Raw genomic sequence first — 13,480 nt, forward strand, 5'->3', positions numbered from 1 at the left:
GCGTCGCCGGTTTCAAGTGTTGCGGGCGCGTGCGGCCTATGTCATGCGGGCGCTGAGCATTCCCGCTCCTTGTGCTGTGTTGGGATCGTGACGATCGGCGACCGATATCAGCTGACTGTGCCAGGGTTTTCTTGTGCCGATCGCCTATGATGCGACACGCTTGTTTCTGGGGCCCTTGTCCCTGACGCCCCGGGGGATCGACCGGGTCGACCTCGCCTATGCACGCCATTTCTTCGAGCATTCGAACGAGGATTGCTGGGCGACCCTGCCGACGGCATGGGGTACGCGTGCGTTTCCGCGAGAGCGCGTCCTGCGCGGATTGGCGCGGCTGGAAGAGCTCTGGGCCGAGAACAGGCAGCCCGCGATCGACGGCGCCTGGGCATCACTGGCACCGACCATGCAGGCGGGCAAGTCGTCCTGGCATCTGCCGCGGAACGGCGGCCTTGCCATTTCCTCGCGGATGACATCGCTGCTCAAGGCGACCGGCATCGGCTTCGGCAGGGACGTCGTCAAGACGCTGAAGCCCGGAACGGTCTACGTCAATGTCGGCCAGGTCGGGTTGGCCGTGCCGTTCCTGCTGCGCTGGCTGCAGAAGCGTCCCGACATCCGCCCACTCTTCATGCTCCACGACGTCATTCCGCTGGAGATGCCCGAATATGTCTCGCCCGGCGCGGTCAAGGCCCACGCGACGATGGTCGACCAGACGGCGCGCTATGCCGCCGGGCTGATCGTCACGACCCGCACAGCCCAGCAGGCGATCGAGCACGAACTCAATCGCCGTGGCGCGAGGACGCTGCCCACGCTCACGCTGCCGCTGCCCGTTCCCTCGATCTTTCGCGAGCCGCCGGACCCGGATCCGACACTGGCCTCCATCCCTTACTTCGTGGTCTGCGGCGCGATCGAACTCCGGAAGAACCATCTCCTGCTGCTTGAGGTCTGGAAGCGGCTGCACCGCCGGCTCGGCACGTCGACGCCGCATCTCGTCATTGCCGGCGCGAAGGGCTGGCAGGGCGACCTGATTCTCGACCGCTTGCGGCGCTCCGGCGATGTGAGCACCTATATCCATGTCGTCCACGGCCTTTCCACGCCGGCGCTAAAGCGGGTGATCAGCGGCGCGCGCGCCTTGCTGATGCCGTCCTTCATCGAGGGCTTCGGCCTGCCGGTTGTCGAGGCGGCGGCGCTCGGCACCCCGGTCGTCGCCTCGGACATTCCGGCGCATCGCGAAGTCGGTCATCCCGAGACGGTTTTCGTCGATCCGATCGACGGTCTTGGCTGGGAGGCGGCCATTGCCTCGCTCCTGTCGGCCGGGCCGCGGCGCCTTTCGCCCTTTCCAGCTTATGCGAATTTCACCTGGGTCGAGTATTTCGCCGCGCTGTCGTCCTTTATTCGCAGGATCGAAGACGATAGAACGGCTTTGGGCTGAACTCGGATTGTTTTTTGGCGGCAGGCACCTTATCAGCAGAGAAGGATGGGAGCGAGACTAGTCTGCCGTAAAGCACTGGCCGTGATTGCGTGAGAGCACTGGGATTGCCGAAGTCTATGTCGTTTCACAAGCAATCAACTGCCGTAGGGGCAGCCATCATTGGCGCTTCCTGCATTTTGCCCGGTGCGAATAGCCTCGAATCGCTTTGGCGGCTGCTGCTGGAAGGCCGAAACGTCGTCTCGGAGCGGCCGCACGGGCGCTGGAACGTCGAGCGCTTCCTGCGCCCGGGCGATCCTGCCCCCGGATTTTCCTATAGTTTCGCCGGCGGCTATCTCGACGATGCGTTCGGGTTCGATCCGACGCCGTTCAGTATCTCCCCGCGCGAAGCCCAGCAGATGGATCCACAGCAGCGCCTGCTGCTGATGACTGCCTGGCGCGCCTTCGAGGATGCCGGCCTGCCGCCATCGACCCTGGCCGGCCGCAATGTCGGCGTCTACGTCGGCGCCTCGCTCGCCGATTACCAGAGCGCCGGCGCCTTCGATCCGGCGGTGATCGGCAGCCATTTCATGACCGGCAATGCCCTGTCGATCCTGGCGAACCGGCTTTCCTACGTCTTCGACCTGAAGGGGCCGAGCTTCACGGTCGATGCGGCCTGTTCCTCATCCTTCATCGCGTTGGCGCAGGCGGTGGCGGCACTGCGTGCCGGGGATGTCGATCTTGCGATTGTCGGCGGCGTCAACATGCTGCTCTCGCCGGTGCCCTTTATCGGCTTCTCTCAGGCGCGCATGCTGTCGACGACGGGGCTGTGCCGGCCATTCTCCGAGGCCGCCGACGGCTATGTGCGCTCCGAAGGCGCGGTCGTGCTCGTGCTTCAGCGGGAAACCGAGGCGATCGCGGATGGCCGCCGTGTCCGCAGCGTCGTCGTCGCTGCCGGGACGAATGCCGATGGCCGGACGAACGGCATCTCGCTGCCGTCGCAGGATACGCAGCAGCAGCTGATCGAAATGACCTATCGGAACGCAGGCTTTGCCCCCGATGTCCTGGCCTTCGTCGAGGCGCATGGGACTGGGACGAAGATCGGCGATCCCATCGAGGCTGCGGCGATCGGCGAGGCGCTCGGCCGGCATCGCGCTGCGCCGCTGCCGATAGGCTCGATCAAGTCGAATCTCGGCCATCTGGAGGCGGCTTCGGGGCTCGCGAGCCTGCTCAAGGCAAGCCTGGCGCTGGAGCATCGCCTCGTTCCTCGGTCGCTGTTCTCCGAGACGCCGAACACGGCGATCCCCTTCGATGATCTCAATCTGCAGCCTCTCGTCGAGCCCCTCGCCTTGCCGTCCGATGGCCGCGATCTCGTCGCGGGAATCTGCAATTACGGCTTCGGCGGGACCAATGGCCACGCGATCCTGCGCTCGGCGCGTAGCGAGGAGCAGGGTAGGGCAAGCGCTGGGGTTTCCCGGCCGGCCGAGATGCTGCTGGTTTCTGCCAGCACGGCCGAAGCGCTGAAGGCGCGTGCGTTGCAGGCCGCCGAGGCGATCTCAGGCGACCGCCCTATCGAGCGGATCGCAAGCGCGCTTGCCTATCAATGCGAATGGCTACCGCACCGGCTTGCCGTTTCCCTCCCGGAGAAACCAACCGCGGCGGCGGATGTGGCGGCCAGCCTACGCGCCTTCGCGCAGAACTCGGATTCCCGCAAGGACAGCTCCGCGGCCGTGGTTCACGGCGCCGCGCGGCCTGCGGTCTTCGTGTTCAGCGGCAATGGCGCGCAATTCGTCGGGATGGGGCGCGCGGCCTATCGCGTCAATGCCGCCTTCCGGCATGAGGTCGACGAGATCGACCGAATTTATAAAGAGATCGCTGGCTGGTCGATCACCGAGTTCCTGCGCGACGGCGTGTCTGACGAGGAGCTCGAACGGACCTCGATCGCGCAGCCATTGATTTTCGCGGTCCAGTCGGCGCTCGCCGCCGTTCTCGCTGAATACGGCATCCGCCCCGTCGGCATCCTCGGCCATAGCGTCGGGGAAATCGCGGCGGTGGAATGCTCCGGCCTGATCTCCCGGCGCGATGCGTTGCGGGTGATGCACAAGCGCAGTCACCATCAGGAAACGGTGCGCGGCAAGGGCCGGATGCTGGTCCTGGCCTGTCCCGCATCGCGGGTGGAGGAGCTGCTCGCCGAAGCCAACGCGCAGGGTGTCGACATCGCCGCCTATAACAGCGCGACTTCGACGACTGTCTCCGGCCCTGCCGACCAGCTCGATGCCCTCGCGCGACTGGCGCGCAAGAGCCGCATCGCAGGCGTTCCCGTGCATGTCGACTACCCCTTCCATTCGCGGGCGCTCGACGAGGTTCAGGAGGCGCTTGTCGCCGATCTCGGCATGATCGCGGCGCAACCGCCGCGCGTGCCGTTCTATTCGACGGTGTCGGGGCAAGCCCTGGCTCAAGGCGATCTCGATGCGGAATACTGGTGGCACAATATCCGCCGGCCGGTTCGTTTCGCCGATGCGGTCGCGGCCGCGCTGGCCGCCCATCCCGATGCGGCCTTTGTCGAGATTGCGCCGCGCTCGCTTCTGGTCGGGCCGATTTCGGATGTCCTGCGGGCGAGCGAGGCCCAGAATCCGGTGCTGCCGACGCTGGCGGCCAGCGACCCTGCCGAGCGCGATCCGATCCGCGGGGTTGTCGCGCGCATGGTGGCGAACGGTGTCGCCCATGAGCGGGAGGCGGTTTTCGGCGCCGCGCCGGCGATGGTCGAGCCGCTGCCGCCCTATCCCTTCCAGCCGGAGGACTACCGCTTCGAGGGGACGGCCGAGGCGATCAACGCCCATGGCCGCCTGATCGCGAGCACGCCGCTGCATCCGCTGCTCGGGCCGCGCGTTTCGGACGGCTCGGCGGAGTGGCGGAATCTGCTCGACCCGGTCCTGCTACCCTATCTCGACGATCACCGCGTCGATGGTGGTGTGGTCATCCCGGCTGCGGCGCTGATCGAGTTCGCACTGGCCGCTGGCCGCGAGCTGTTCGGAGAGGTGGCGCTGGAGATCGCGGAATTCGACATCACCAAGGCGATGACCTTCGGCGAGGACGAGACGCGCGAGGTCTCGACCCGCTATTTCGAGCATACCGGCACCGTTGAGATCTGGAGCCGCCGGCGCTTCGCCAGCGGCGATTGGATACTGCACGCGCGCGGCGCGCTCGCCCCCTTGCCGAACGCCGCGACGCTGCCCTTGCCGCCGCTCCCGACCGTCCATGCCCCGATCCTGAGCGAGACGGCGGAGATCTATGCGGCGGCCGAGCGGGCCGGACTCGATTACGGGCCGCGTTTCCGGGCGGTGATCTCGACGCTCCGGGATGAGACCGTCGGCGAGAGCCGCCTCCTCGTTCCCGAGGGCGGAACCGGCGCTTATGACGACCGGCATGTGCTGCATCCGGTCTCGCTGGATGCCAGCTTCCACGGTCTCTTCCTGGCCCGTCCCAACCGGGACGGCGAGCGCAAGGCGCATCTTCCGATTCGCTTCCGGCATGTCCGGGTCTGGAAGCCGGGGGTAAGCGTCACCCATTCGGTGACGAAGCTGGAGACCGAGACCGATCGCTTCAAGACGCTCTCCGTCTCGTTGATGGACGCTGACGGCGGGCGCGTCGCCTCGATCGAGGCCGCGGTGCTGCGCTCGGTTCATCTCGTCAAGCCGTTCATGATCGAGCGGACCTTTCGCGAAGACCATCTCGCGATCGCGCCGGTCGCGTTGCCGGCTGTCGCGTTCGCCGATAGCGGCGGTGACGGCTCCGAGGAGGCGCGGCAACTCTCGCTGCTGCTGAAGGCTTTTGCCATCTCGCTGGCGCAGAGCGTCTGCCGCGATCTGCTCTCGACCAAAGCCGGCGGCAGTTTCGAAGGCGTCTTGAGGGAAGGCAAGGTCGCCGCCGTCGCCGAACCGCTCTTCGGCATGGCCAGGGATATTCTCGCGATGGCCGGCGGGCTGGACAGTGCCGGGGACGGCACGCGTCTCTCCGCGACATTCGCCATGCCGTCGCCCCAGGCCCTGCTCGGCACGCTCCAGCAGCGCTTCCCGGCCGCCAACCGCGAACTGCGTCTGGCGGCGCAAGCGCTGGTACAGATCGCCCCGTTTCTGCGCCGGGGCGAGATCGACGCCCGCTCTAGCGGCTTTTCTCATGACCAGTGGGACCTCCTCGGCACTTCCGCGTCGATGCGCGACGTGGCGAGACAGGCGCTCAGCGGCTGGACCGCGTCCGCCTCGCGCCCGCTGCGCGTGCTCGTTGCGGGCGGCTGGAATGGCGGGCTGACCGAGGCGCTGGCGGAGGCCGTCCAGGCCGGACGCATCCAGGCGACTTTCGCCGTGGCGAATGCCGAGCGGGCCGACGAGCAGCGGCACTGGCCGGGGATCGGCAGCCTCTTCGACATGCTGGTGATCGACGGTACCGCGAAAGCCGCTCCGAGCCGCTTCGATGCGCTGATCGGCTTCGACATACCGCTCTCTCCGCTTCATGAGACGAATGCACAGGCGATGCGTGGCGCGCTGAAGCTGATGGCCGGCGATGCGCCGATCCTGCTCGCCCAGCCCGGCGACGACGTGCATCTGTCGTTCCTGCTCGGCGCGGCGACGCCCGCGATCTGGCAGGATGGCAGGAGCTTGCCGCCCGGCGGGCCGGCCGGAATCCGCCGTGCTGTCGAGGAGATGCGTGCGACCGCGATCGAGCCGGCCCAGAGCCCGGACGGCGCGCTGGATTTGATCAGCGCTCGCGCCGCTCCGGCCTCGGCGTCGCATCATGCGTCGGACGCCATCGCCATCGTGACCGGACAGGGCGCGGTCGATCCACGCGACCGTTACGGCCTGTTGGGGGCGACGCTGTTCGCAAGCGACCGGGTCGAGCAGCTTGCCGGCTGGCTCGACACCTTGCCAGACGGCGCACGCGCAACCGTCATCGTCGCGCCCGACGCAGCCGATACGATCGTCCTCGACCGGCTATCCCAGCGCATCGAGGCGCTGATCACGGTACTGAAGCTGCTCACTGCCGCCCGACGTCCGTACCGGATGCTGGTCCTGACCGGGCCTGCTTCGGCCGGCGACAACGCCGGGGCTGGCGAGGAAGCCAGCATCCACGCCTTCATCCGCGTCGCAATCAACGAGTTTCCCGAGATCGACCTCCGTCTCGTCGAGATCGCCTCGTCGGCGCCGGCGGCGGACCTCGCCGTTATCCTGAAGGCCGACAATGCCGAGCGGGAGCTGCGGATCGCCGCTTCCGGCATTGAAATCGGTCGCATCCGGCGCGGCATGGAGCGTGATGCGCTGCTCGGTAGCGATGAACGCGCCGTCCTGCATTTCGCCGATGGCGTCGGCCTCGACGGTTTCGAATGGCTGCGGCAATCGCGCCAGGAACCGGGCAAGGGCGAAATCGAGGTCGAGGTCGTTGCCGCTGGCCTGAACTACCGCGATGTCATGGTCGGCCTCGGGCTCCTCGACGACGATCTTCTTGGCGCCGGCCTGACGCGCGCCGCGCTTGGTTTCGAATGCGCTGGCCGGGTGAGCCGTGTCGGCCCCGGCGTGACGCGCCTGCGGCCGGGCGATCCCGTGATGGGCTTTGCTGCCGGTGCCTTCGCCTCGCACATCACATGTCCCGACTGGCATTTCTTCCCGGTTCCGGAAGGGCTCGACCTCGAAGCTGCCGCGACCATCCCCGTGGCCTTCGCGACCGCCTGGTATGCTCTCGTCGAGCGCGGTCATGTCCGTGACGGCGAGACGGTCCTGGTGCATGGCGCAGCCGGCGGCGTCGGCCTCGCCGCGATCCAGATTGCCAAGCTGCACGGAGCGCAGGTCCTTGGCACGGCGAGCAACGATGCGCGACGCGCCATCGCGACGGCGGCAGGCGCGGATGCGGTCTTCGATTCCCGCCGCGAACGTTTCGCGGACGAGATCCGCCAGCGGATCGGCAGCGTTGATGTCGTGCTGAACTCGCTGGCAGGACCAGCGATGCTGGCGAGCTTCCGCCTGCTCAAGCCCTTCGGCCGCTTCCTCGAACTCGGCAAGCGGGACTTCCTCGACAACACGCAGCTCGCCTTGCGGCCGTTCCTGCGCAACATCGCCTATAGCGGCGTCGATCTCGACGAATTGCTGGCGGCCGACCCTGCACTGGTTCGCGCGATGCTGACGAAGCTGTCCGAGGCTTTCGCAAGCCAAGGGCTGCGGCCTCTGACCTATCGCAGCTTCGAAGCCTATGAGGTCGGCGCGGCGTTCCGGACGATGCAGGCCTCCGAGCATGTCGGCAAGATCGTGATCCGCCCGCCGCGCGCGGCGCGGACTGATCTCGCCGCGCTGAACTATGCCGCTCGCCCCGGCCTCTACGTCGTCGTCGGCGGCACGACCGGCTTCGGCTTCGCAACGGCGCAATGGCTCGCGCGGAAGGGAGCTTCGCAGATCGCGCTGCTCTCCCGGCGCGGCGCCGTCGATGACGAACTTGCTCCGCAGCTTGCCGAGATGCACGGGAGCGGCACCGAGGTTGTCGTCGAAACGCTCGATGTCTGCGACAAGGCTGCCGTCGCCGCGACGCTCGGCCGTCTAGCGCGGGAATATGGACCGCTGCGGGGCGTCATCCACGCCGCCGTGCATCTCGACGACGGGCTGATCGCCAATTTGACGCCGGAGCGTCTGCAGGCGGTGCTGCGGACCAAGGTCGACGGTATCATCAACCTCTCGGACGCGACCGAGGACCAGGATCTCGATCTCTTTGTCGCCTATTCATCGGCGACGACGCTGATCGGCAGCCCGGGGCAGGGCGCCTATGTCGCCGCCAACGGCTTCCTCGAAGGCTTCATGCGTGGCCGCCGCAGCCGGGGCAAGCCCGGTCTCGCCATCGGCTGGGGCGCCATCGCGGATGTCGGCCTGATCGCGCGCGACAAGCAGCTCGGGCAGCGCCTGCGCCGGGCGACGGGCGTTGTGCCGATGCGCGCCTTCGAGGCGTTGGCGCATCTTGGCCGTCTGCTCAGCCTGGGCGAAGCGGCTGATCCCGTGCAGTTCTATGCTGGGCTTTCGGCCGGCTCTGGGGGCGAGAAACTCGCCTTGCTCAAGAGTCCGGCTTTCCTCAATCTCGCCCAGCCGGGCGGCGAGGCGCGGGCCGCCCATGCCGAAGACCTCGGCTCCAGCTTGCGCGATAAGAGCCGCGAGGAGGCGATCGGAATCGTTACCGGTGTGCTCCGCCGCGAGGTCGCCGAGATCTTGCGTATGGCGGAAGGCAAGGTCGACCTGACGCGCCCGCTCGCCGATCTCGGCCTCGACTCGCTGATGGCGCTCGAACTCCACATGGCGCTCGAGAATGCCATCGGCGTCCAGATCGCGGTGGTTGGTGCTGGCGACCGCAGCCTGCTCGACATGGCCGGCACGATCGTCGACCAGCTCGATCAGGCGCAGGATCAGGAAGAGACCGACCCGGCTCCGACGGAGAACATGCAGGCGACCATCATCCGGCTCGCCAATGTGCATTCGAAGATGGATATCTCGCCCAAGCAGGCTAGCGAGATCGAGGCGATGGTTCGCCGGCCCAGCCGTGGCGCCGCCGAATGAGCGATGACAACAAGCCTCTGTCCGATGGCGCTCTGGCCGATCTGCTGGCGCAGATGAATGCGGCGCCCCGTGCCGCGCCGGCCTCGGCCGCGCGCGCCGTTCGGCCGCGGCCGCGCGTCAGTATGGCCTTCGAGGATCATCCGCTCTACCAGCAGATGAAATTCCAGCGCGGCTTCGCCGATTTCGCCAAGCTGCAGAACCCCTATTACCGTCTGCACGATGCCCAGGCTGGCGCGACCTCGGTGATAGACGGCAAGCCGGTCGTCAATTTCGCGTCCTACGACTATCTCGGCCTGAACGGTCATCTTGAGATCACAGATGCGGTGGGCAAGGCCGTAGCGGTGTTCGGAACCTCGGTCTCGGCCAGCCGGATCACGGCCGGCGAGCGCCGCGTCCATCGCGATCTCGAAAAGGCGCTGGCGCGCAACTACGAGGCGGAAGACTGCATCGCCTTCGTCTCGGGCCATGCCGGCGCAGTCTCCTCGATCGCGACATTGCTCGGGCCGAAGGATCTGATCCTGCATGACGCCCTGATTCATAATTGCATCGTGGTCGGCGCCCAGCTCTCCGGCGCTACGCGGCGGCTTTTTCCCCATAACGATCTCGATGCGCTCGAAGCCATGCTCGCGACGGACCGGCACCGCTTCGAGCGCGTGCTGATCGTCAGCGAGGGCCTGTTCTCGATGGATGGCGACGGTCCCGATCTGGCGCGCCTCATCGCGATCAAGCAGGATTTCTCGGCCTGGCTGATGATCGACGATGCACATGGCCTCGGCGTGCTGGGCGCGAGCGGACGCGGCATCTTCGAGCATCAGGATGTCGCGCCCGATGGCGTCGATCTCTGGCTCGGTACGCTGTCGAAGTCGCTCGTCAGTTGCGGAGGTTATGTCGCCGGCTGCGCCGCCGTGGTCGATCTGCTGAAGCACCAGGCGCCGGGCTTCGTCTACAGCGTCGGAATGCCCGCATCGAACGCGGTCGCCGCCACCGTCGCGCTCGACCTGATGAGGCGCGAGCCGGAGCGTGTCGCGCGGCTCCAGAGCCAGTCGCAGCGCTTTCGCACGCGCGCACGGCAGGCCGGGCTCGATACCGGCGAAAGCTGGGGCTTTGGCGTCGTCCCGATCGTCATCGGCGAAACCGTGCCGACCGTCATACTGGCGCAGCGCCTGCTCGAACAAGGCATCAACGCCTTCCCGATCGTGCCGCCAGGTGTGCCCGAGAAGGCTGCGCGCCTGCGCTTCTTCATCAACGCGACGCATGGCGACGCTCAGATCGACGATGCCGTCGACGGCCTGGTTCGGGAAATCCGGAATCTCGGCGATGCATCCCTGAAGCAGATCCTGCGGGGCTGACGCCGCGCGGCCGGCCTGCTCCGATCAATGCTTGATCGCACAGCCTTCGCCGCATCACTCTGCCCTCGGCAGCGCTTGAAACGAGACTGTGAAAGAAAAGGCCGGAGCCGGTGCCGAAGAATATCCTCCTCGAAGCACATGCGACGATGCTCAAGCAGGGCACCGGCATCGCCACCTATGCCCGCAACCTCGCAAGCACGGCGACAGGTCTGGGCTACGACGTGGAACTGCTGCTCGGCACCGAGCAGCGCGTCAACCGGCGTGACCCGCTCCTGTCGGAAGTGGTTCTCAACGATGCCGTCGATCCGAAGGCGATTGACCCGCTGAAGCTGGTTGCACGCGGGATCGACTGGGTGACCGGCGTCCCCGGCGGGGTCAAGGCGCAGCGCCTGCCGAACCCGCGCATCGTCGTCGACCGCGGTTCCGGTGGTTCCGCCGAGCGAAGCCATCCGACCTATGGCGCGGTCCGGCTCTGGGAGCGCGCTTCCATGCATTTCAACCGCTTCGGGCACCGCATGCCAGTGCGCTCCGAGGGCCGGCACGATCTGTTCCATGTGACGCGCCCGACACCGGCCTTCGTCAAGGGCGCGGCCAATATCTACACGATCCACGATATCGTGCCGCTGCGCCTGCCTTATGCGACCCTCGACAAGAAAAAATACTTCTACACGATGATCAAGCATCTCGTGGAGAAGGCGGACCATATCGTCACGGTCTCGGAGTTCACGCGCAAGGACGTCCAGGAGTTCTTCAGGATACCGGACGATCGCATCACCAATACCTGGCAGTCGGTCTCGATGAGCGAGACGGTCCTGTCCGTTTCGGACGAGGAGGCGGCGCGCGACGTCGACAACCGCTACGGATTGGCCTTCAAGGAGTATTTCCTGTTCCTGGGTGCCATCGAGCCCAAGAAGAACATCTCGCGATTGGTCGAAGCCTATGCGGCTTCGGGGTCGACGCGCCCGCTCATACTGGTCGGCGGCCTCGGCTGGCTCTACGAGCAGGATGTCGAGATGCTCAAGGACGAGCGCCTGCTGAGCTGGCGCTTCGATGGCTCGCATATCCGGCCGGAGCGGCGCGTCCAGCGCCTGCCCTATGTGCCGCTGGGCTCGCTCCTGTCCCTGATCCGTGGCGCGCGCGGCGTCCTCTTCCCCTCGCTCTATGAAGGCTTCGGGCTCCCGATCCTCGAAGCCATGATGCTGGGGACGCCGGTGATCACCTCCAATACCAGCTCCCTGCCGGAGGTGGCCGGCGATGCGGCGATGCTGGTCAATCCCTACCATATCGAGGAGATCCGCGATGCGATCCGGACGCTCGACGCCGATGCCGATCTGCGCGCTGAACTGGTCAGCAGAGGGCGCAAGCGCGCCGAGTTCTTCTCGCCGGCGCGGCATGCCGAGCGGGTAAAGGCGGTTTACGATCGCGTCCTCGGCTAAGGCAGGTTCGGCTGGCGATGGCCCCGCCGCCAACATCGATCAGATGCGGAAACGGCGCCGGATATTGGTGATCCTCTGGGCGAATTCGCCGGTCGGACGCAGCGTGAGCGAGGCCTGTTCCGCGGCTACCCGGCGTGCTGCTTCAGTCTCGAAGGAGAAGGCCGCATAGAGGTCGGCGTAGCGCTCCAGGAAGATTGTCTGGTCGGCCGCGTCCATTTCCGAGTAGCGCAGCGCCTTGCCTTTGCTGAACTGCCCGATGCTGCCCTTGTGGCGGAACCGGTCGAGAACGCTGGCGCTGTCCACCGTCGCACCGATCTGGCGCGCAATGGCCTGCACGACGCTGGCGCTGTCATAGCAGATGTCGTTGTAGGTGAAGATTTCGACGGGACCGGCGGCAGCCCAGTCCCTGAAGACGCCGAGCTGGATATCGATCGCGTTCAACGTGTCCGCTACCGTCGCGAACTCCGAGAACGAAAAGACTCGCCAGCGCCGCGAGCGGTCGCCGTGATCGATCATCGAGAGCGCGATCTCGCGGGGATCGCGGATCGATGCATTCGCGAGAATCCTCCCGTCCGCCACCATCTGCGCGACGTTGCCGCAGGGCGGGCCATGGGTCTTGAGGACGACGTCCTTGCCGTCAGCGTGGCTTTCGATCGCAGCGAGAAGATCGTGATCGATGAAGTTGAAATAGTTTTCGATCGAATCCGGCTTCCGGAACGGCTTCCCGAGACGAACGATCGGCCTGCCGGCTGCGCGAAAGATCTCCTCTGTCAACTGATAGAGAAAGGTGCTCGCGGATTTGGTAATGCCGTAGCATATATAGATCATGCGCTGTCCCGCAGGTAACGCTTGGTCTGCACCGCGGTGGGGTAGGGTGTCGAGGCACTCATGATTTGGGATCGTTGATCCTATTCCGCTTGAGGATGCGTCGTTGCTGCCATGCGAGGACCGGTCTGTACAGGCTATGGAACTGTGCGAGCCAGGCCATCGTCCGCGAGGGCGCCAGGAAGAAGGCTCCAGTCTCGGCCTGTGCAATCATCCGCTCGGCGACCTGGAGTGCGGTCATCGTACCGCCCTGCTCGGAGACCAGACGGGTCACCAGCGGACGCTTCGGCCTTTCCCCGACCAGTTGCGGCGTCTCGGTATCGGGCGGGGCGACGAAGCTTACGGTAATGCCGTCCTCGGCGAGCTCCAGCCGCAGGATCTCCGCCAGCGCCCGCACCGCAAACTTGCCCGGCGCATAGCCGCTATAGCCGGCGATCCCGATGAAGGCCGCGCCGGATGAGACCAGCGTGATCCGGCCGCCATGCCCACGCATCACCGGAACGGCGGCCTGGATCAGATGAAGCGTCCCGAAGTAATTCGTCTCCATCTGCGCCCGGTGGGCGGAGAGATCGAGATCATGGAACAGGCCGGGCTCCACGATGCCCGCCGAGGTGATCAGCCAGTCGATCCGCCCATGCCGGGACGCGATGCCGGTGATGGCTGCCTGGCAGGCGGCTGCATCGGTGACATCGACGGGCACGAGATCGACACGCGCTTCAGCGTCTGAACCAATCGAAGTAGCGGCCTCACGCAGCCGATCGGGATCGCGCGCCAGAAGGGCGATGCGATAACCCTGCGCCAGGAGCACACGGGCGCAGGCCAGCCCGATCCCGCTCGATCCGCCGGAGATGACGGCGACCTTTTGAAGGGAGGGGGCTGGCACGAAGGCGC

At 66.4% G+C, this 13,480-nt stretch carries 6 protein-coding genes; 4 read left to right on the plus strand and 2 right to left on the minus strand.

Going from position 1 to position 13,480, the window contains the following annotated elements:
- Positions 1–175: 175 nt before the first annotated feature.
- The 4 genes from Q9235_RS19455 (at position 176) to Q9235_RS19470 (ending at position 11,764) form a co-directional block, all read left to right on the plus strand.
- Positions 176–1,423 (plus strand): glycosyltransferase family 4 protein, encoded by a 1,248-nt coding sequence (locus Q9235_RS19455; protein WP_306223441.1) that lies wholly within the window; start codon positions 176–178, stop codon positions 1,421–1,423.
- Positions 1,424–1,599: 176 nt separating this feature from the next.
- On the plus strand, positions 1,600–8,979 hold the full coding sequence (locus tag Q9235_RS19460) for an SDR family NAD(P)-dependent oxidoreductase (RefSeq protein ID WP_422678216.1): 7,380 nt from the start codon (positions 1,600–1,602) through the stop codon (positions 8,977–8,979).
- Positions 8,976–10,328, plus strand: a complete 1,353-nt coding sequence (locus Q9235_RS19465) for an aminotransferase class I/II-fold pyridoxal phosphate-dependent enzyme (RefSeq protein WP_306223443.1) — start codon at positions 8,976–8,978, stop codon at positions 10,326–10,328. Before Q9235_RS19460 ends, Q9235_RS19465 begins: the two co-directional genes overlap by 4 nt.
- A gap of 110 nt (positions 10,329–10,438) precedes the next feature.
- Complete coding sequence (locus tag Q9235_RS19470) at positions 10,439–11,764, plus strand: glycosyltransferase family 4 protein (protein ID WP_306223444.1); 1,326 nt, start codon at positions 10,439–10,441, stop codon at positions 11,762–11,764.
- A gap of 39 nt (positions 11,765–11,803) precedes the next feature.
- On the opposite strand, the gene Q9235_RS19475 is transcribed toward Q9235_RS19470, so the two are convergent.
- Entirely contained in the window at positions 11,804–12,592 is a 789-nt protein-coding gene (locus Q9235_RS19475) for a hypothetical protein (RefSeq protein WP_306223445.1), read from the minus strand.
- A 58-nt stretch (positions 12,593–12,650) separates the two neighbouring features.
- The gene (locus Q9235_RS19480; protein ID WP_306223446.1) at positions 12,651–13,472 is read right to left on the minus strand and encodes an SDR family NAD(P)-dependent oxidoreductase; all 822 of its coding nucleotides are present in this window, start codon (positions 13,470–13,472) and stop codon (positions 12,651–12,653) included.
- Positions 13,473–13,480: the final 8 nt, after the last annotated feature.

This window comes from Bosea beijingensis (assembly GCF_030758975.1).
Taxonomy (GTDB): Bacteria; Pseudomonadota; Alphaproteobacteria; order Rhizobiales; family Beijerinckiaceae; genus Allobosea; species Allobosea beijingensis.

Excerpts from the sequence above, each read along its gene's own strand:
- Q9235_RS19465 (WP_306223443.1), top strand. The coding sequence starts at position 8,976 with ATGAGCGATGACAACAAGCCTCTGTCCGATGGCGCTCTGGCCGATCTG.
- Q9235_RS19475 (WP_306223445.1), bottom strand. The coding sequence starts at position 12,592 with ATGATCTATATATGCTACGGCATTACCAAATCCGCGAGCACCTTTCTC.